Source organism: Spiroplasma endosymbiont of Anurida maritima (assembly GCF_042465095.1).
Taxonomy (GTDB): Bacteria; Bacillota_I; Bacilli_A; order Mycoplasmatales; family Mycoplasmataceae.
The window spans coordinates 781,452-801,388 of the sequence record NZ_CP102059.1 but is presented as its reverse complement, the minus strand read 5'-3'; the positions used below and the strand labels follow the sequence as shown (position 1 = coordinate 801,388).

General features: G+C 24.5%; 20 protein-coding genes and 1 riboswitch. Of the genes, 17 read left to right on the top strand and 3 right to left on the bottom strand.

Annotation, left to right across the window (positions count from 1 at the left end; translation table 4 throughout):
* Positions 1-599 precede the first annotated feature (599 nt).
* From NPX79_RS03795 to NPX79_RS03745, 11 genes are all read left to right on the top strand, one after another.
* On the top strand, positions 600-833 hold the full coding sequence (locus tag NPX79_RS03795) for a hypothetical protein (protein ID WP_381415106.1): 234 nt from the start codon (positions 600-602) through the stop codon (positions 831-833).
* A gap of 2 nt (positions 834-835) precedes the next feature.
* Positions 836-1,969 carry a tRNA 2-thiouridine(34) synthase MnmA gene (gene mnmA, locus NPX79_RS03790; RefSeq protein WP_381415105.1) on the top strand — a complete coding sequence of 378 codons (1,134 nt, stop codon included), beginning with the start codon at positions 836-838 and terminating at the stop codon, positions 1,967-1,969.
* Positions 1,970-1,972: 3 nt separating this feature from the next.
* Positions 1,973-4,123 carry an ATP-dependent RecD-like DNA helicase gene (locus tag NPX79_RS03785; protein ID WP_381415104.1) on the top strand — a complete coding sequence of 717 codons (2,151 nt, stop codon included), beginning with the start codon at positions 1,973-1,975 and terminating at the stop codon, positions 4,121-4,123.
* Between the two features lie 82 nt (positions 4,124-4,205).
* Positions 4,206-4,763 carry an elongation factor P gene (gene efp / locus NPX79_RS03780; RefSeq protein WP_381415103.1) on the top strand — a complete coding sequence of 186 codons (558 nt, stop codon included), beginning with the start codon at positions 4,206-4,208 and terminating at the stop codon, positions 4,761-4,763.
* A gap of 2 nt (positions 4,764-4,765) precedes the next feature.
* Complete coding sequence (locus tag NPX79_RS03775) at positions 4,766-5,062, top strand: hypothetical protein (protein ID WP_381415102.1); 297 nt, start codon at positions 4,766-4,768, stop codon at positions 5,060-5,062.
* The gene (udk, locus tag NPX79_RS03770) at positions 5,062-5,688 is read left to right on the top strand and encodes a uridine kinase (RefSeq protein WP_381415101.1); all 627 of its coding nucleotides are present in this window, start codon (positions 5,062-5,064) and stop codon (positions 5,686-5,688) included. Before NPX79_RS03775 ends, udk begins: the two co-directional genes overlap by 1 nt.
* Before the next feature lie 13 nt (positions 5,689-5,701).
* On the top strand, positions 5,702-6,169 hold the full coding sequence (gene greA, locus NPX79_RS03765) for a transcription elongation factor GreA (protein ID WP_381415100.1): 468 nt from the start codon (positions 5,702-5,704) through the stop codon (positions 6,167-6,169).
* 48 nt (positions 6,170-6,217) lie between these two features.
* Positions 6,218-6,469 (top strand): bacteriocin leader domain-containing protein, encoded by a 252-nt coding sequence (locus NPX79_RS03760; RefSeq protein ID WP_381415099.1) that lies wholly within the window; start codon positions 6,218-6,220, stop codon positions 6,467-6,469.
* A 219-nt stretch (positions 6,470-6,688) separates the two neighbouring features.
* The gene (gene fib / locus NPX79_RS03755) at positions 6,689-8,299 is read left to right on the top strand and encodes a cytoskeletal motor fibril protein Fib (protein WP_381415098.1); all 1,611 of its coding nucleotides are present in this window, start codon (positions 6,689-6,691) and stop codon (positions 8,297-8,299) included.
* 168 nt (positions 8,300-8,467) lie between these two features.
* Positions 8,468-8,608 carry a hypothetical protein gene (locus NPX79_RS03750; RefSeq protein WP_381415097.1) on the top strand — a complete coding sequence of 47 codons (141 nt, stop codon included), beginning with the start codon at positions 8,468-8,470 and terminating at the stop codon, positions 8,606-8,608.
* Entirely contained in the window at positions 8,598-9,818 is a 1,221-nt protein-coding gene (locus tag NPX79_RS03745) for a YitT family protein (protein ID WP_381415096.1), read from the top strand. The genes NPX79_RS03750 and NPX79_RS03745 overlap by 11 nt, the downstream gene beginning before the upstream one ends.
* An 87-nt stretch (positions 9,819-9,905) precedes the next feature.
* Here the strand turns inward: NPX79_RS03745 and NPX79_RS03740 are convergent, their stop codons facing one another.
* A complete protein-coding gene (locus NPX79_RS03740) occupies positions 9,906-10,517 on the bottom strand; it encodes a hypothetical protein (protein WP_381415095.1) in 612 nt (203 codons plus the stop codon).
* 64 nt (positions 10,518-10,581) lie between these two features.
* On the opposite strand from NPX79_RS03740, the gene NPX79_RS03735 reads away from it, so the two are divergent.
* The gene (locus tag NPX79_RS03735; protein WP_381415094.1) at positions 10,582-11,502 is read left to right on the top strand and encodes a deoxyribonuclease IV; all 921 of its coding nucleotides are present in this window, start codon (positions 10,582-10,584) and stop codon (positions 11,500-11,502) included.
* A gap of 1,954 nt (positions 11,503-13,456) precedes the next feature.
* Here NPX79_RS03735 and ispG read toward each other — a convergent pair.
* On the bottom strand, positions 13,457-14,539 hold the full coding sequence (ispG, locus tag NPX79_RS03730) for a flavodoxin-dependent (E)-4-hydroxy-3-methylbut-2-enyl-diphosphate synthase (protein ID WP_381415093.1): 1,083 nt from the start codon (positions 14,537-14,539) through the stop codon (positions 13,457-13,459).
* Positions 14,540-14,810: 271 nt separating this feature from the next.
* On the opposite strand from ispG, the gene yqeH reads away from it, so the two are divergent.
* Together yqeH and hisS are read left to right on the top strand one after the other, a co-directional pair.
* A complete protein-coding gene (yqeH, locus tag NPX79_RS03725; protein ID WP_381415092.1) occupies positions 14,811-15,923 on the top strand; it encodes a ribosome biogenesis GTPase YqeH in 1,113 nt (370 codons plus the stop codon).
* A gap of 3 nt (positions 15,924-15,926) precedes the next feature.
* Positions 15,927-17,180 (top strand): histidine--tRNA ligase, encoded by a 1,254-nt coding sequence (hisS, locus tag NPX79_RS03720; RefSeq protein ID WP_381415091.1) that lies wholly within the window; start codon positions 15,927-15,929, stop codon positions 17,178-17,180.
* A 2-nt stretch (positions 17,181-17,182) separates the two neighbouring features.
* On the opposite strand, the gene NPX79_RS03715 is transcribed toward hisS, so the two are convergent.
* Positions 17,183-17,806 carry an energy-coupled thiamine transporter ThiT gene (locus NPX79_RS03715; RefSeq protein WP_381415090.1) on the bottom strand — a complete coding sequence of 208 codons (624 nt, stop codon included), beginning with the start codon at positions 17,804-17,806 and terminating at the stop codon, positions 17,183-17,185.
* Between the two features lie 332 nt (positions 17,807-18,138).
* Positions 18,139-18,230, bottom strand: a riboswitch (TPP riboswitch).
* Between the two features lie 102 nt (positions 18,231-18,332).
* Here NPX79_RS03715 and NPX79_RS03710 point away from each other — a divergent pair.
* From NPX79_RS03710 to NPX79_RS03700, 3 genes are read left to right on the top strand one after another with little or no spacing between them, the layout of a single operon-like run.
* Positions 18,333-18,707, top strand: a complete 375-nt coding sequence (locus tag NPX79_RS03710; RefSeq protein ID WP_381415089.1) for a hypothetical protein — start codon at positions 18,333-18,335, stop codon at positions 18,705-18,707.
* Positions 18,708-18,720: 13 nt separating this feature from the next.
* Positions 18,721-19,077 (top strand): hypothetical protein, encoded by a 357-nt coding sequence (locus NPX79_RS03705; protein WP_381415088.1) that lies wholly within the window; start codon positions 18,721-18,723, stop codon positions 19,075-19,077.
* Positions 19,078-19,117: 40 nt separating this feature from the next.
* Entirely contained in the window at positions 19,118-19,903 is a 786-nt protein-coding gene (locus tag NPX79_RS03700; RefSeq protein ID WP_381415087.1) for a hypothetical protein, read from the top strand.
* Positions 19,904-19,937 lie beyond the last annotated feature (34 nt).

Genomic DNA, 19,937 nt, shown 5'->3' with positions numbered 1-19,937 from the left:
AAAAAATGCTTTTATAGTTTATAATTAATTTGATATAATGTAAAAGTAAAACGGAGGAAAAATGGAAAATAATAATAATAAAAATAATGTAAAAAGAGATTACAGTAATAACTCTGTTGTTGATATGATTAACCAAATCATTGAAGATGGTAAAGATTTAAAAACTAAAGAAGAAGAAATTGAATTAATTAATCTTAAAAAACACGAAGAATGAGTTAAATCAATGAATGAAAAAGCTGAATTAGATCGCAAGAAGTGAGAAGCAANNAAATCGCTGCTGCTAAAAAAGCTGAAGAAGACAAAAGAAAACTAAATGAACAAAAAGCTANTAAATGATCCTAAAATAGAACAAGAATTAGAGAAAAAACGTTTAGAGCAAGTTGAAAAACATAATAAATTAGTTGAAGAAAACATTAAAAAAGAAATTAAGAAAAATAACATTGCACGTGTTACTAGAGCTATGAGAGAAAGAAAACATATTCTTTCAAAAGATGCATGACTAAAAGAAGCACAAAAATGACAAAAACTTTTAGAACAAGTTTCAAGATAAGTTTCCTTATCTTTTTTTATTTATAAATATAATAATAGTGAGATAAAATATGAGCATTACAATTTTAAAAATAAAACCAATTAAAAGAAATCAAGAGTGTAAAAAGCATATATTATATCAAGATGATAATGCTAATTTTTTTACGCCAGATTTTTTAAATAAAAAAGCTGTAAAAAATGATCATTCATATAATTGTTTGGAATTATGTTTAGATGATAATACTCAAAATGTTTATGATGAGTTAGAAACAAAATTGAAAATATATAATAAGAGAGAGGTTTAAACGTGAAAATTTTAGTTGGATTATCTGGTGGAGTTGATTCATCAGTTGTATTACAAATTTTAAAAAATAAAAATTATGATGTTGAAGCCGCCTTTATGCGTAACTGAGATAGTCTTACAAATAATGATATTTTAGGAAACAAAGTTACAGATGATGAACCATGTGAACAAGAATTAGATTACCAAGATGCATTAAATGTTGCTAATAAAATTGGCGCTAAACTTCACCGTGTTGATTTTGTTAAAGAATATTGAGATTATGTTTTTACTTATTTTATTTCAGAGTATAAAAAAGGCAGAACACCAAACCCAGATATTCTGTGTAATAAGTATATTAAGTTTGACCAGTTTTTAAAATTTGCTAAAAATACCGTTACTGACTTTTCAAAATTAGCAACAGGACATTATGCAAGAGTTATTTTTAATAAAAAAACTCAAGAATATGATCTTCTTAAAGGAAAAGATGAGTCAAAAGATCAATCATATTTTTTATGCCAATTAAATCAAGAACAATTAAGTCAAACACTTTTTCCATTAGGTGAATTGACAANNAAAAAAGAAGTTCGTAAAATGGCTGAAGAAAATGATTTAATCACAGCTGATAAAAAAGATTCAACAGGAATTTGTTTTATTGGAGAAAGAAACTTTAAACAATTTTTAGAAAATTATATTCCAAACCAAAAAGGCGATATTGTTGATATTGCGACAGGTGAAAAAGTGGGAAACCATGTTGGAGTTATGTATTATACAATTGGTCAAAGAAAGGGTTTAAATTTAGGTGGATTTGAACTTCCTTATTATACAGTTGGAAAAGACATGGATAAAAAAATATTATATGTTGCAAATGATGTTAAACAGCAATGATTAATTTCAAACAGTTGTATTGTTGAAAACGTTAATTTCATAAATAAAACTAATAAAACAACTTTTAAGTGTAATGTAAAGTTTAGATATCGTCAAAAAGATATTCCAGCATCTGTTGAAATATTAGAAGATAATAAAATTAAAATAATATACAAAGACACAAAATCTGTTACACCAGGTCAAAGTGCTGTTTTATATTCAAAAGACAAGTGTCTAGGTGGGGGAGAAATAGGGCAAGTATTTTTTAATGATAAAGAGCTTACTTATTTATAAAATATGAAGACAATTGGTTTTTTAGAAAAAATTATTTTTGAAAATGAACAAGGTTTTAGAATCTGTAAGTTTAGAACAATCGGAAATGATGTTGTAACAATTAAGGGTAATTTGTTACTATTAAAACCTTTTCAAAAATATGAATTAACATATAAAGTTGAATCTAATGATAAGTTTAATTCTGAAACATATGATGTTTTAAGTATCAAATTGATTATGCCTACAAGCTATGATGAAATTTATGAGTATTTAATTTCTCCTTTATTTCCAACAATTGGTGATAACTTTGTAAATAAACTTTACGAAAATTTTGGTGATAAATTATTAACGAAAATTATGGTAACTGATTTTTCAGATTACGATTTTTCTGAAAATGATTTAATGAAAGTAGCAATAATAAAAAATACTTTAAAAGACATTAACGATGAATTTGAAATAATTAATAAATTTAAAGATAACAATATTAATTGAAATATATTTTTAAAATTAAAAATGAAATTTTCTTTATCTCAAATTATTGAAGTCATAAAACATGATCCTTATATTCATTTTTTAAATGGAGGGATAAGGTTTTTAGATGTGGATAAATTGTTCATAACTTTTAATCCAAACTTAATTTATTCTGACTTAAGATTAAAATATTTATTATGAAATATTGTTAACGGGTATATTTTTAAAACTGCAAATACTTATTTGTTAAAAGAAGAATTATTAGAATTAATTAATCAAAGTACTGATTTTAAAAATACTTCACCGGAAAATATAGAAAATATTTTTGCAAATGCAATTAACGATGGTCTTATTGTAAATGTTGATGAAAGAATTTCTACATCATTTATTTTTGAAACAGAGTTAAATATAAAAAAAGAATTAATAAAACTTGTTGATAAAAATGTCATGGCTGAAAACGATAGTAACTTTAGTGACTTTTTAGAAGACAATTATAATATTTTGTATAATTACGAACAAAAAGCAGCAATTAAAGCGGCAATGAAATACCCTGTTAGTTTAATAACTGGTGGTCCTGGAACTGGTAAAACAACTATTGTAAAAGGTTTAGTTAAAATATATAAAAAATTTTTCAATAAACTTAATGTAACGCTTTGTGCTCCAACCGGAAAAGCTGCAAATCGTTTAGGAAAAGCTGCAGAACATAACGCTTATACAATTCATAAAATATTAAAGTTTTCAGAAATTGAAAAGTTTAGTGAAAACTACAATAATAAATCAATGTTAGATATTGATGTTTTAATTATTGATGAAATGAGTATGGTTGACACTGAAATGTTTGGAGCTTTATTGAATTCAATTCCTAACTTGCAAAAGATTATTTTAATTGGGGACCCATATCAATTACCAAGTATTGGTCCTGGTAATATATTTCAAGATATTATAAGTTCTGATGCTTTTAATGTAGTTAATCTAAAAGAAGTTTTTAGACAAAATGAAGGTAATGATATTATTGAATTAGCTTATAACATTAAGGAAAAAAATACATTATTAAATTTACGCGATAATTATAAAGATAACATTAACTTTTTCCCTTTAAATAACCCTTATGAAATTTTAGATAAAATAAAATCAATTTTAAAAGAAGAACTAAAGCATAATTCCTTTGATAATATTCAAGTTGTTACTCCAATGCATAATGGCTTGTTGGGAGTTCAAAATGTTAATAACTATATTCAGTCAATTTTTAATTTAAATAATATGATGATAAAAAATTCTAAATATCTTTTAAAACTAAATGATAAAGTTATGCAGTTGAAAAATTGATCTGATGAAAATATTTATAACGGTGATGTGGGATTTATCGAAAAAATCTATAAAAATGAAAAAAATAAAGATACAATTATTGTTCGATATGATGATATAAAAGCAACATATACAAAAGAAGTTTTTGATCAAATAGCTTNNTTAGCTTATGCAAATACTGTTCATAAATTACAAGGAAGTGAATATAATATTATAATTTTTATTGCGCATAATTCACTTTCAAGAATGTATAGCAATAATTTAATATATACAGCAATAACTCGTGCTAAAAGCCATATTTATATATTGGGAGAAGAAAGCGTTTTTTTAAATGGGATTTTAAATGTTAATAATCCAAGAAAAACAAATTTAAATATCTTTTTAAAAGAATTAATATAATTTTATTTATTGATTTATATTAATTAATATAGATATTTAGTTAAAAATATATTAAAATGTTAGAAGGTTAAAAGGGGTAAAAATGATAAATGTTAATGATTTAAGACCTGGAATGACTTTTGAATATGAAAACAACACTTATGTTGTAGTAGATGCAAATCATTCAAAATCAGGTCGTGGGCAAGCTCACGTAAAAGCTAAAGTTAAAAATTTAAGAACTAAATCAAACACAATAATAACTTTCACTGGTGGTGAAAAAGTTAAAAAAGCTATGGTTGAAAAATCAAAAATGCAATATTTGTATTCAGATGGAACAGATGCTTTCTTTATGAACAATGAAACTTATGAACAAATTACAATTCCTGTTAAAGAATTAACTTGAGAATTTAATTTTTTAACAGAAGGATTAAATGTTCAAGTTACTAGTTTTAAAGAAGAAGTTTTAGGGTTAGTCTTACCAGATAAAATAACTCTAGAGATTATTGAAGCAGAAGCAGCGGTTAAAGGTGATACAACATCAGGAGCGCAAAAAAAAGCTATTTTGGAAACAAACTTTGAAGTTGTTGTGCCATTGTTTATCGAAGTTGGTGAAAAAGTTATTGTTTCAACAATTGATGGTAAATATTCAGGGAGAGCTTAATTATGCAAAAAGAATTTTTATTTATGACAAATTCGAGAGGAAAGCTAATAGTTACTAGTAATGCTATTGGAAAAGTTGTAGAAAAAGAAGTTGAAAGCTTTTGTAAGGAAGCCACTTTAGATAGTGTTCATTGTAAAAGAATAGATGAAAATTATTTACACTTATTTATTTATTTAAAAGTAATTAAAGATGCTAATTTAAATTTATTGCAAGAATCAATAACAAAAAATGTGAATCGTCAGTTGGCCAATAGTTTAAAAATAAAACCTAAAAATCTATCTTTAATTTTTAAAAAATAATGATAAAAAATAAAGTAAGAATTATAACTATTGCCGGGGGTACAGCTTCTGGAAAAACAACAACTGCAAGAAAAATTTCACAATCATTAAAAACTAAAAGCATCGTTCGTTTACCAATGGACAGCTATTATAAAAATTATACAAATGTTACTCCAGAAGAAAAAAAAGCGATAAATTTTGATCATCCAGATTCAATCGATATCAATTACCTTTTAAAACACATTAAAGATTTAATGAATGGTAAATCGGTTGAAATGCCAGTATATGATTTTTCTACAAGTTCTAGAAAAGTTGAAACTANNTTACAAAAAAAACCTGGAAGCGTAATTATATTGGATGGTGTTTTAGCTTTAGCTATGAAAGAAATTCGTAAAATATCTGATGTAAAGATTTTTATTAAAACTGAAGATGATATTAGGTTTATTAGAAGATTACAACGTGATATTAGTGAAAGAAATCGAACAATTGAAAATGTTATTAAACAATATGAAGCAACTGTAAAACCAATGCATGATGCTTTTGTTGAACCAAGTATAAAATATGCTGATATTATTGTTCCATATTATAATGGTAACAATACAGCAATTGAATTAATAAAAACCCATATCCAAGCATTATTGGATTAAACAGGAGATTAAAATGAACGAAAAAATATTGTTAACCAAAGAAGGTATTGTTGAATTACAAAAGGAATTAAATAACTTATTAAATGTTATTCGTCCAAAAGTAATTGAAGAATTAAAAGAAGCAAGAGAACAAGGGGATTTAAGTGAAAATGCTGATTATGATGCAGCTAGAAATCGCCAAGCAGAAGTTGAAAGTAGAATTAAAGAAATTGAAAACACTTTAACTCACGCTAAAGAAATTACAGAAGCAGCAGCTATCGGTTCTATTTCATTAGGTTCAATTGTTACATACAAAAATTTAACAACAAACAAAGAAACTATTGTAAAAATTACAGGAGCTGTAGAAGCAGATCCGTTTAAAGGTTCTATTTCAAATGAAACACCAGTTGCAGTTGCAATGATGAACGGTATGGTTGGTGATGAAATTGAAGTTAAAACACCAGTTGATAATTATCGTATAAAAATAATTGATGTTAGATAATTTAAAAGAAAATACTCTTTTTTTAGCAAACTAATAAAAGGGTTTAAAATGAAAAAAATATCAATAAATGATGAAAAGTTAATAATTGGAGGAGCTATTACTGGAGCCTTTTTAGCAGGAATTGCAGCTATTATAACTGCAGCCACAACATCGGTTTGTAATATAATGACAAATTCCGCAAATATTTATTTTGCAACACAAAGCTTGCAAGCGGTTGAAGGAAGTATTAAAGCTCCAAACGGCAACTTAATTACATGATCGAACAAAAGCATTGCTAATAACTTTGATTTTGTCTTTTAATAACAAAAACCTTTATGCATGCATAAAGGTTTTTTATTGACTATAAAAATAATTCATATTATTATATAGTAAAATCAAAACTTTTTCAAAAAAATATTTTATATATTTAAAATTATGTTGTAAATGTACTATTAATATTTTATAATATAAATAGCTGATTGTATAAGTAGCAACAACACTTATATTTTTAACAGCATTATTTATTTTAAAGAGGTGTATATGATAGGAATTATCTCTACCGCTTATTTCACAATGAAAGATAAGCAAACAGCAGATGTTAATATTAAAACTATTAAAAAATACTGATGAAAAAACTGTGTAATCCAACATGTAAACTACAATGGAAAAGTTTTAATCATCACTACAACAGGTTATGGAAAAGCTAATGCTGCCATGGCAACAACATATTTATTGGAAAAATATCCAAATATCCAAACTATTATTAATGCAGATTTAGCTTTATCAACAAATGATAAGCATGATACAGCTGATGTTGTGTTATCAACTAAATCAGTGCATCATGATGCAGACTTTACATCATTCACATCAGATGTAAATGAAATTGACGCAGATGGAAAAGATACTGGAAAAAGAAAAGATAATACATATGGACAAATTATGAATGAACCTCAATCATTCCAATTTTCAGGTGGAGCTACAAAAGCCGTTAAAGACTTTAACTTAGGTTTAAGTGAAGGTATTTCTGGAACTGCTGATATGTATATTTATAACTCAAAACAATTTAAAGAAATGGTAGATAAATTCGGTCACACAATCGATGTTATTGATACTGAAACAGCAGCTATTGCACAAGTAGCTAAAAAATCAAGTATTAGTTTCTTAACTTTAAAAGTTATTTACAACAATGCATTATCACCATGAGATAACGATCCTCAACATAAATTTAAAATGTATGAAACTGTTAATACATTAAAATATTTATTAAGAAGATTATTCAACTTATTAAGTTCTAAATATGTTATCGATTTATCAAAATCAACAGGAGATGAGTTAGATACACTTAACGAATTATTTGAAATTAAGCATGATAGTTGAGTTAAATTATTTGCTTCAAACGCTCACCAATTATTATCTGGATGAGGACCATCATTAATGATCGTTGATAAAAAAGAACAAAATCCAGTTGCTTTAGATATTATCCAAGCAATGAAACCAAAGTTCAATGAAAATGAACCACCAAGTAAAATGATTTTAGGAGAAGATGAATGAAGAAATGCTCCTAAAAAATGATTACGTAAAATGCTTTACTTAAATGAAGTTAGAGTTAACGATGACGAAATTTTATGAAATAGATCAACAAAATATAATACAACAACAGATCCAATTTACAAAATTGAAGCAGTTGCAAATGTAATCGCAGCATCAATTGAAGCACAATGTCAAGATAAATCTTCATATGTTTACAATGGTGCAACAGTTGCTAAGAAATACTTATTAGTACACTGTGATGCAAGAGTCTCATTCTATATATCAAACAACTCAACACACGAATTTGTAGAAGATCACAAGTTTGGTGGAGAGTTAGTTGGAGAAGAATTCAAGAAATATTTAAACGCAGCATTAGCTGAAGTGGATTCACCATACCAACAAATTATTCTTTACTTAACAGTACCAGCATTAGATGATAAAAAAATTCCTATAATGATTAAATCATTAGATGGTGCTAACAGAGGGGTTTCATTCGGAAAACCTAAAGCTAGCAATGCTGAAAAATTCACAGTTGTAGATATTAAGAGAACTGATTATGACCCAGTTAAAGTTGGATCATTTAAAGTAACAGTTAGATTAAAACCAGCTGGAGCAAGATAGTCTTGTTTAACAAAATATAAACTAATTAAAATTATATTATTTAAAAATAGAAGGTGACGATCTTCTATTTTTTTTATTTAAATTATTAAAATAATCTATGAAAGTTATTAAAATTATTAAAATAAGATGTTATAATCTATTAAAATTGTTATCATTTAAGGAAAAGTTATGAAAAAAGATTCAGTCAACAAAAAAGAAAATCTAAATAAAAAAGATCACGTAAATAAAAAAGCTGCATCAAAAATTTCAAAACAAAAAGAAATTTGAGAAAAAAATAACTGACCGTTCTGATGACGCTGTGATTGTTAACAAGACAATGGATATTTATCAAAAAGCTTCAAAACAAGGTTCTCGCAAAAGAAAAATTACTTTAGATGAGTTTAACTTTCGATTTAAAGCATATTTTCGTCAACGCTTATTTCGTGATTACATGTATATCATTTTGGCATCTTTAATTGCAACAATTGCTTATGATTATGTTATTGCTCAAACAACAAGTAATGGAATTTTCCCAGCGGGTGTAAGTGCGATTGCTAGAGCGATGTCAATTTGATTTTTTAAATCATCATCTGATGCCGCATTTCAAAATACAATGTACTGATTATTTTTCTTAATCTTTAATTTACCGTTATTTATTTTTTCTGTCATTAAAGTCAGTTGAAGGTTTTCATTTAGGACAATTGTATTTATTATTACCCAAAATATATTTCACTTTATGTTCCAATACATTCCCTTTATTAATCCCAATAGTTTATCATTGTTAATTAATTTTAAATCATTAATTTTATATCAAAACTCTAGTGGTAATTATCAAATATGATTATTTGCCTTTTCAGCTTTATCAGCTGTATTAAACGGAATTGCCTTTGCACTTCTATATAAAGCTGCAGCTTCAACTGGGGGAACTGACTTTGTTGTTGCATATTTTTCTGAAAAGCGAAACATGTCAATTGCAGCATTAAACAGAGTTGTTAACTATATTTTAGCGATTGTAATTATTTTACTTCATACAATTTTATTATCCCCAGAAGAGGTCACAACAATTTTCTTTGGAACTAATTGACAGAAGAATTTTGAAGCAATTGTTGAAAATAATCCAGATTTATTAATTGATAAAAATTCAGGATTATACGGAGCTTCTTTAGCAAAATATAAAGTTGAGTTCTTCTTTGGTCCATCAATGTTTGCAACCTTAATGTTAATTATTATTCAATCAATTGTAACTGATGTCTTTTTCCCAAGATATAAGTATCGTTCATTGATGGTTATTACAACAAAACCAAATGAAATTATTCATTCATTAGAATATATTAAATACCAAAATGATATTATTCGTATTCCAATAGTTGATCGTGTTGGAAATACAGAAATTAATAAAGAGATGTTAATTTTTTCTTCATCATTATTAGAGTTTAAAAAAGTAAAAGCGGCAATTATGATTACCGATAAAGAATCAAAAATTCTAACTCACAAGTTAGATAAATTGATTGGAAATTACACACCAACAATTGAATATTAATTATAATAAGTGTTTATTAAATAACTTATTTTATTTTTTTCTTTTAGATTTATGTTTTCAATATTTTCTTTTAGAACAATAAAAATTTTATTTTTTCAATAAACAATATCATATACTTTTTTTAACGTTAAAAATAATGCTTAAAAGAGATTTTTTTTCTGCATCATTTATAATATCACTTCCATAATAAATATCATTAATACTTACTTGATAGTCCTTTATAACAATGTTTTCTTTAACTTTTAAGACAAACAATTGGTCATGTGAATTATTCTTGTTTTCTAAAACAATAAAATGATTTAAAGGATTTTTTTCTTTATTATTTATTGAAATAGAACTGAAATTAAAATCAGCTTTTTTGTTTTGAAAGTCTTGGTATTCTCATATTTCAAAATTATTCATAACAAGTTTTTCTTTATTTAAAACAATATTTTTTTCATAAAAACCTTGTCATATTTCATCATTAACATTACTAATAGTCGATGAAATATGTTTGTTGATTTGTTTAAAGTTTTTAATGCCTGTTTGTAAATAGTTTGCTTGTTTTTGTTTCTTTCAAAAATAATTACCAATAACTAATATTAATGTTTCAAATACAATAAAAATATAAATATTTTTCTCAAATTTAAATAAAATAAGAACAAAAAAAGTAAATAAATATAAAAATATTAATGAAATTAATCTAACAATATATTTCATTTATCTTTCCTTTTCCTAATTTAAAAATAATAATTTTATTATATACTATATTTGTGAGGTTTATATGAAGGATTACAACTTAAAAATTGGAGCTCATGTTTCAATGAATAGCAAAAACAAATACTTATTAGGGGCTGTTGAAGAAACAATTAAATATGGAGCAAATAGTTTCATGATTTATACAGGAGCACCTCAAAATACTATGAGAAAGCCAATTGAGGACATGTATGTACAAGAAGCTTTAGAATTAATTAAAGAAAATAATTTAACAATGGAAAATTGCATAATTCATGCACCATATATTATAAATTTAGGAAATACAATTAAACCAACTACATTTAATTTTGGAGTAGATTTTTTAAAAAAAGAAATTAAAAGAGCTGATGCAATTGGTGCGCCATATATTGTATTGCACCCAGGAGCTAGTGTTGGTCAACCAAAAGAGGACGCATTAAATCAAATTATTAAAGGTTTAAATTTAGTTTTATCAAAAGATCAAAAAGTAAAAATCGCTTTAGAAACAATGGCAGGAAAAGGTAGTGAAGTTTGTACAAATTTTGCAGATTTAAAATATGTTATTGATAATATTGAATTAAAAGAATTAGTTGGAGTTTGTTGAGATACATGTCATATGCATGATGCTTCATATGACTTTGAAAATAATTTAGATAGTATCATTGAAGAATTTGAAAATTTATTAGGATTAGATAAATTATTTTGTATGCATATTAATGATTCAAAAAATGTTTTAGGAGCTGGAAAAGATCGTCATGAAAATATTGGTTATGGTCATGTTGGTTTTAATTCTTTAATAAAAATAATTTATCACCCAAAATTAGATGGAATTATTAAAATTTTAGAAACACCATATATTTCAATCGATGATAAAACATCTGTTCCTCCATATAAAGAAGAAATAGCAATGATTAAAAATAAAGAATTTGTTGATAATTTTAAAGATTACAAAGAAGTTATAAAAGGGTAGGTAAGATTATGGGGTATAAAAAAATAGTTGATAATTTATATTTAGGAGACAAACATAGTTGTCCTGATTTTGCAGATATGAAATTATCATTAGCTGAAGAGTGTTATGTAGAAAGATTTGGAAAATGCGGCCCTTATAAAAAACAAAGTGATAAGAATCATTATTTTTGTTTTAAAGACTATCCTGGAACTGGTGATATTTCAANNCAAAATGAAGTTAGTTTAGCTATTAGTTTAATTGAAAATAATATAAAAAATAAAAATGTTTATGTTCATTGTGTGTGAGGTGTGAATCGAAGTGCTTCAACAGTTTTTATGTTTTTAGTTAAAAATAATTTAATCAAAGGAAAAACTTTTGAAGAAAGTGCTAATAACTTTTCTAAAATATATCCAAGATTTTCTCCAAATCCAGGTTGAAGAATATTTTTAAAAGAAAATTATCCATTTAAAGGTAAATAAAGTGAAACCATTAAATACTTGTTTTAATTTAGAATATTATTTTTATCTGATGAATATATTTGTAAAATTTGTAAGTGTAAATTAATCATTAAAAAAAAATACAAAGATAATGTTAATCCCTATTTTAAAAAGAGATTTTACGGCAAAAATAATGTAGATTTAAGTGAAGAATGTAAAGAAAAAAAAATACATGTTTGTGAAGCAAAAAACAATAATGAAATAAAACTATATGTAGAAATAGTTTGAAAAAATTTTTTTTAAGTTACAAAAAAATTTTAATCTTAATTTTAAAAATTTTTTTTTTTAGAGGAAAACACTATATTAAAAAAATATTGAGAACAAACTAATTTTAATTCTAATTATGAAATAATTGAAAAATTATTTGAACAAGATAATGTGGATTTAGAAAAAAATTATAAATATTAAATTTAAAAAAAACAAAAAAAATAATTTTTTACTTAAATCAAAATTCGATATCAATATATTAGAAAAGCTTAATTGATAACATGAATAAAAGTTTGTTTTTTTTACAAAAATATGATAAAGATAATTTTAATACAAATTATAGATTGATACAAGAAATATTGCATTTCAATGTATATTTATTGAAATAAATTTAAAAGTTTGTCATATAATCACGATTATAATGATAAAAACATACCTGAAAATATCATAGAGTTTTATGATTTATTTTTAAATATTTATAAGATAAAAGATGTAATAAAACAAAAATTAATTTTAAAAAGTTTTGAAAAATCATTAGTAGATAATGATATAAATTTATATAGTAAAAAAATACAATGAATATCTAGAAAATATTGGTGCATATTTTAAAATATTATATTTTAAAAAGAACAAAAAAGACAGTTCTTTTTTATGGTGTAATTTTTTCTGATAAAAATAAATTAAAGTTAACAAAAGTTAAATTTAAACAACAAAAATATATTGATTCTTATTTTTTTAAAGCTTATAGAAATATAAGGAATAAGTTTACTCACACTATGAGTTTATATGAATTAGCAAATTGAAAGATTGTTTTAAAAGGAAATACAGTAAGTCAAAAAGCTATACTTCAGTTAGACATCTACATTCAAAAGTTATATTATTTTTATTTTTTGTTTTATTAAATGAAAAATTATAAATAATAAATAAATTAATTTTATAAATTTATAATATGGACTTTCACGTATCGTATCTTTCCCGTATATTAAGAAATAAAATAATAAATAAACATTATTAAGATAAATTATACATAAAATTATCTTAAATTTTTATTATTAATTTGACAATATAAAAATAAAAAAATAATCTGATTATCAGATTATTTTTTTACACATATTACATTTATTAGTTTGACAATCAACACATGATATACAAATTAAACATGATTTACATCCAACTTTTGGTTTTGAACATGTTCTACAAGTATCACAGTCGTGTCTTTTGCTTGGACAACAAACACTCATAATTATTACCTCACTTAAATAAATTATACCTTAAATTTTCTTTTGTTCTTTATTTCAAATAGCATATTTTTCATCAATTAATTTTTTTAGTTCTGGGACAAGTTCATTTTGTTTACATGTTTTAACAATTTTTCCTTTGGCAAAAATGATTCCACCATTTTTACCACCAGCAATTCCTAAATCAGCTTGTTTGGCTTCTCCGGGACCATTAACAACACAACCTAAAATTGCTATTTTTAAAGGAAAGAACATTTTTTTAGTATATTCTTCGATTTCTTTAACAACATCAAACATTTCAAATTCTAAACGACCACAAGTAGGGCAAGCGATTACATCAACTAAGTTATCATACATTTCAAATGAGTTTAATAGTTTTTTACAAACATCAACTTCATATATTGGATCATCTGATAAACTAATTCTTAAGGTGCTTCCAATACCACTTTGGATTAAAGGTGCTAATCCAGCACAAGATTTAATGGTTCCATTAAATTTACTACCAGATTCAGTTATTCCTAAATGTAAGGGATATTTTCATTCTTTTGCGGCTAAACTATAAGCTTCAATAGCCATTAAAGGATCTGTTGCCTTTAAAGATAGAATAATATCATAAAATTCTAGTTCTTCTAATATTTCAATATGTCTTCTCGCTGATTCGATCATAGCTTTTGGGGTTCATCCATATTTGTTTACTAAATCTAATGGTAAACTACCAGAATTTACTCCAATTCTTATTGGAATATTTTTTTCTTTACACTTATTAACAACTTTAATTGTGTTTTCTTTTCTTCCAATATTTCCAGGATTTATTCTAATTTTAGCGACACCAGCATCAGCTGCGATTAAAGCAAATTCATGGTTAAAGTGAATATCAGCAACAATAGGGCAAGGAGCATTTTTTACAATTTCTTGTAAACTGTTAGCATCATCAATTCCTAAAACAGCAACTCTTACAATTTGACAGCCATTAGCAACTAGTTGATTTATTTGTTCTAGTGTTGCTTTAACATCATGTGTTTTTGTTGTTGTCATTGATTGAATAGATATTTTATCATTACCACCAATTTGAATATTTCCAACCATTACAGGTCTTGTATCGGTTCTATGTGTCATTTTATACCTCACTATTATAAATTATTATATATTTACATAAAAAAAACAACCACGGGTTAGGTTGTTTATCTGGGCATCTTAAACATATATTTATTGTTTTAGGGAAACATATGCTTAAAGATACTCTTATTATACTATATTTCCTCTTTATTTTGAACTGATATATATAAGATATATATAATTTTTATAAAAAAATAATCTATATTTCCTTTAATTTATAGTTATATTATATAATATTGTTGAACTATAATAGTTATTATAAGGAGTTTTTGTGGAAGTAAATAATAATATTAATAATTTAAATTGTACTGGTTGTGGTGCTTTATTACAAAATAACAATATAGAAGAAAAAGGTTACATTGCAAACCTTGAACATGAAAATTGTTTGCGTTGTTTTAAAATCAAAAATTATAATGAAATAACAGACTATAATATTGATAATGAAGATTTTAAACATAAAATGCACGATATTCATAACGAAAAAAATGTTTATTTTTATGTTATAGATGCTTTTGATATTTTGGGATCTAGAAATAAATTTTTAGAAGAGTTAATTCAAAACAATCATGTTTACATTGTTATTAATAAGTATGATTTAGTTATGAAGCTTATATCACAAACAGAAATTTTGAAATATTTTGATAATTTATTTGGTAAATCAGAATTAAAGAATTTTGAATTTATTTTTACAAGTTCTTTAAAAAACTATAATATAGATAATCTTGTAAAAAAAATCAAAAATGTAAAAAGTGACGCTTATTTTATTGGAGCTTCAAATGTTGGTAAGTCTTCTCTTTTAAATGCTGTTCTGAAAAGTTTGATGCTACACAAAAATGTTAAAATTACTGTTTCTAATTACTTAGCAACAACATTAGATTTTATAAAAATAAATATTGGAACAAATTATAATATTTTTGATTGTCCAGGAATTATTAATGACAATTCAGCAATTAACTATGTTGGAAAAGATACATATAAACAAATAATAAATAATAAATTAGTAAGACCGGTGACATATCAGTTAAACCCTAATCAATCTGTTTTTATGGAAGGGTTATGTATGTTGTTATTTGAAAATGATCACATGAAAAAAACTGATAAAAGAAATTTTCATTTTTATAAAAACAATAAATGAAATTTGCATCGAACAAAATCAATTAATTGAAAAAAATACTTTATGAACAATGTAGAAAAAAATATTGACGTAAAGTTTGAAAGTTACAAAAATATGCAAGAGTCAATATTTCCGATTGTAAAAGATAAGTGATATTCATTATTTATTGCTGGATGTGGATGAGTCACATTTAAAGGTCAAAAAAATGATCATATCGCAATTTGAACAAATGAAAATGTCGAAGTACAGTTAACAGAAAGGTATATATAAAATATGAACAAACCTAGAGGGACAGAAGATTATTTTGGTTTAGAAAAAGCTAAATATAATTTCATTGAAGATAAAATAAAAAACATTTGTAAAAATTTTAATATAAGTGAATTTCAAACACCGATGTTTGAAGATTTAAATTTATTTGTTAGAGCTGTTGGTGAAGAAACAGATGTAGTTTCTAAAGAAATGTTTGAATTAGTTCAAAAAGGTAAAACTAAATATGCTTTAAGGCCTGAAGGAACAGCGCCAATTGCCAGAAGTGTTATTGAAAATAAATTAGTTTATAAAAATGATTTACCTTTAAAGTATTTTTATATTGAAAATATGTTTCGTTATGAAAGACCACAAAAAGGTCGTTTAAGACAGTTTAAACAATTTGGAGTTGAGTTTATCGGAGTTGATAGTTACTTACTAAGTTTGGAAACAATTTTTCTAGCGCAAGCTTTTATTAAAACTTTTAATTTACCAAATGTTACTTTAAAGATTAATTATTTAGTAACAAACGAAAGTCGTCAAAATTATATTATTGATTTAAAAAAACAATTAGAAAAATTAACATTATGTGACGACTGTAAAATAAGAATAAATAAAAATGTTTTAAGAGTTTTAGATTGTAAAATAGATAACCATCAATTTAAAAATTTAGTTAACATGAAAGATTATTTATCACAAGATGAGATAAATGATTTTGCTTTAATTAAACNNAAGCTTTTAAAAAATAATAATATTAATTTTGAAGAAGATACTAAATTAGTAAGAGGGTTAGATTATTACACTGGATTTGTTTTTGAATATGTATTTACGATAAACAATAGGGAGGTTACCTTACTTGGTGGGGGAAGTTACAATAACCTATTTTCACAACTTGGATCAAAAGATTCTGTTCCAGCTGTGGGGTTTGCAATGGGGGTTGAAAGACTAATTATGCTTTTAGAAAGTAATAATGCTTTCAATAACATTGAACCAAAATTAGATGGTTATTTTATTACTTTATCAACAGATTTACTTGCTGAAACAAGCAATATTATAAATGAATTAAGAAATAATAACCTTAAAGTTGATTGAAGTTATAAAAAAACAAAAAACCTTAATACAGAGTTTAAAAAATCTGAAAAACATAAAACAAAATTTGTCATTATTTTGGGTGAAAAAGAATTTAAAAACAATAGTGTTGTTATTAAAAATCAAGAAACAAATGAACAAAGTACTGTATTAATTTCAGGAATAACTAAATTTATCAAAAAAAATAGCTAATGTTAATTAGCTATTTTTGATATTACTAAATTAATTGGTTGGAACAATAGTAATAGCACCGGGAACGACATAATAAACACGTTAATGAAATTATATGTTGCACTATAAGCTACTGTATTTAAACCAGGTCACATTGCAGTTGGAAATAATACATTTCACACTAATACTCCACCTAATGTTTGTGAGATTCACATAATTAGTGATGGCACAAATATTATATAAAATATACTAGAAAATGATTTAATGTTTGTTATTTTCTTTGTGAACGCTAATAGAATAATACAATTTATTGGAATAAAGTAATCCAAAATATATGATCATGCATTTACAATAAAAGCACTTTTTGTATATAAAATACATAATAATGAAAATGCTAAGTTACATAATAGTGATAAACTTGGTCGATAAAGTAAAGCTACAAATATTAATGGTATATATTTTAAACTTATACTTCCACCCAATGGTAATGTTGGTAATAAATAACTTGTAAATAAATCAAATACAATTGCTAAACATAACATAATAGCAACAACTACAAGATCTTTTGTTTCTAAGTTACTATTTTTTTTATGTATTGGAAAGTATAATTTTTCTTTTCTTTCACTTTGTTCTAATTTTGCAAACATTAAGTAAAAATTAAAACTAAAGTATAATAAAACTCCTTTTTTGAAATATCATTGTTTTTTCAACATCATATAATAATCAAAAAGTACAATACCTGATACTAAACCAAATATTACTGTTGTAGCAATTATAGCTGCTTTCAGATAAACATCAGTATCATTATTCCCTGAAATTGTTTCTGTAAAAACATTAGTTCCAATTAGTATCGCAAAAGTTAATAAAACAATAACTACANNGCAATATAGTTTGATAATCCATAATAAAATTTTTTCATAAAAAAATCCTTTTCTAATTTTTTATTAAATAAAAAATATAAAAGGAAACCGACTTTAATTTTTTTCTTATATTGAACTTCCTACGCTAGTCTTAACTAGATCAGGTTCAAAGAGTTTGTCTCAAGCTTTACAGCTACCTCTGTCAATTTCCAAATTTATTATAAACTAATTATTTATATTTTAATATGAATATTACCTTCTTTTATGAATATTTTTTTTAAAATAAATAGTATAATACCATAAAGAGGGATATATGAGTTTTTTTAACAAGATTTTTAGATCAAAAAATAAGAAGAATAATAACGTAGAAGAAGTTTCAATAAAACCGATTGAAGGCGAAAAAGAAGATTTAAGCTCTATTTCACCAGTGGATAATGATGTTAATAATACAAAAACAACAAATACAGAAAAAAGTACAGAGCCAGAAACTTCTGTTAAAAATAATGAACTTTCAAAAATATTATCAAATGCTAAAACTGCTTTAAAACAAGAGCAAGTTAATGTAAATAGTAATGATGATATTATGAAGCGTTTAGAAAACATTAAGAAAAATAGTGAAACAATAACAGATTATAGTGAATATAAATCTGATTTTCAAAAAATGTTAGATCGTGTAAAAAAAAGATAATTTTGAAGAAAGAATGCAATATATTAAAGGAAAAATTAGTACTGCTAATCGAATAAAAACAAATAACACTAATGAAGAAAAAACATCAGAAGAAGTAATTTTAAACAATATTCGAACAGAAAGGACTAGAATTTTAAATTCTAAATTAGATATTTTTAAAAAAAATATTGAAGATAATAAAGTAAAAACAGGCGATGAAATAGATAAAAATAAAGATGTTTCAGAAGAAAAAGAAAACAACGAAGAAGTTACTTTATCTAAAGAGAATTTTGAAAAGATAATTTTTGAAACAATAAATGATGTGGTTGAATCTGTTGGATTAGATATTTTTTCAATTGTGACTAAATACAAAAAGGATATTGAAAAATAGTATCTTAAAAATGATATAATAATATTATAAGAGGTGATTTATGAAACAAAACATGTTCGTTTTTTCAATAGAAGATTTTTTAAAGTTAGAAGCTAACGCAGAGATGCTAGATGAACACTCACACGCATCACATCAATTTGATTTTGCAAGTTGAAAAGCTTTAACTTTTTCTTCTAGTAAAATTAAATTTATTATTAGATATCTACAAGGGGTTTTTAAGTGACTTAGTGAAGTTGTAGATACTAACAACTTAAAAGTTATGATTAGTGCTTTTGTTGTAGATAAATTCAATTTTAGAGTATTATCTGGAGAAACAACTTTGTTTCACTGTAATTTAGCAACAAATTTCTTTGTTGTTAAAGAAGAAGAATGATCAGATAAAATTGATGAAAGACATTTTACAAATTTTGATTATGATAATGGAAGTATTTCAGTTAATAAAGAAGAACTAAATATCTGAAAAGACGAAGAAGGGTTTAGTAAATTTATTAATGTTTTATTGGTTTTAATTAAAGATTTTAAAAACATTAATAAAAAATTATTGCCAGTTATTTGAACAATTGAATTTATTGATAGTAAATTTTCAAATTCTCGTTTAAGAATGCAAATTAATCGTTTAAAAACAAGACCAGATGATAAAGTTGATTATGTTTCAAATATTCAAAAGTTAATTCATAATAATTATGAAGCAATTAAAGGTGAAGATGACGGAACAAAAGATGTTGAAGATTTATCAAATATATCTGAAGGAATTGATGTAAACAAAAGACCTTCACTTGATAATGATGATTCACAAGATTTAGATAAATTTGTTCACAAAAAATAATTATAAAAAAAGAAATAAAAAAAATCACTAGATA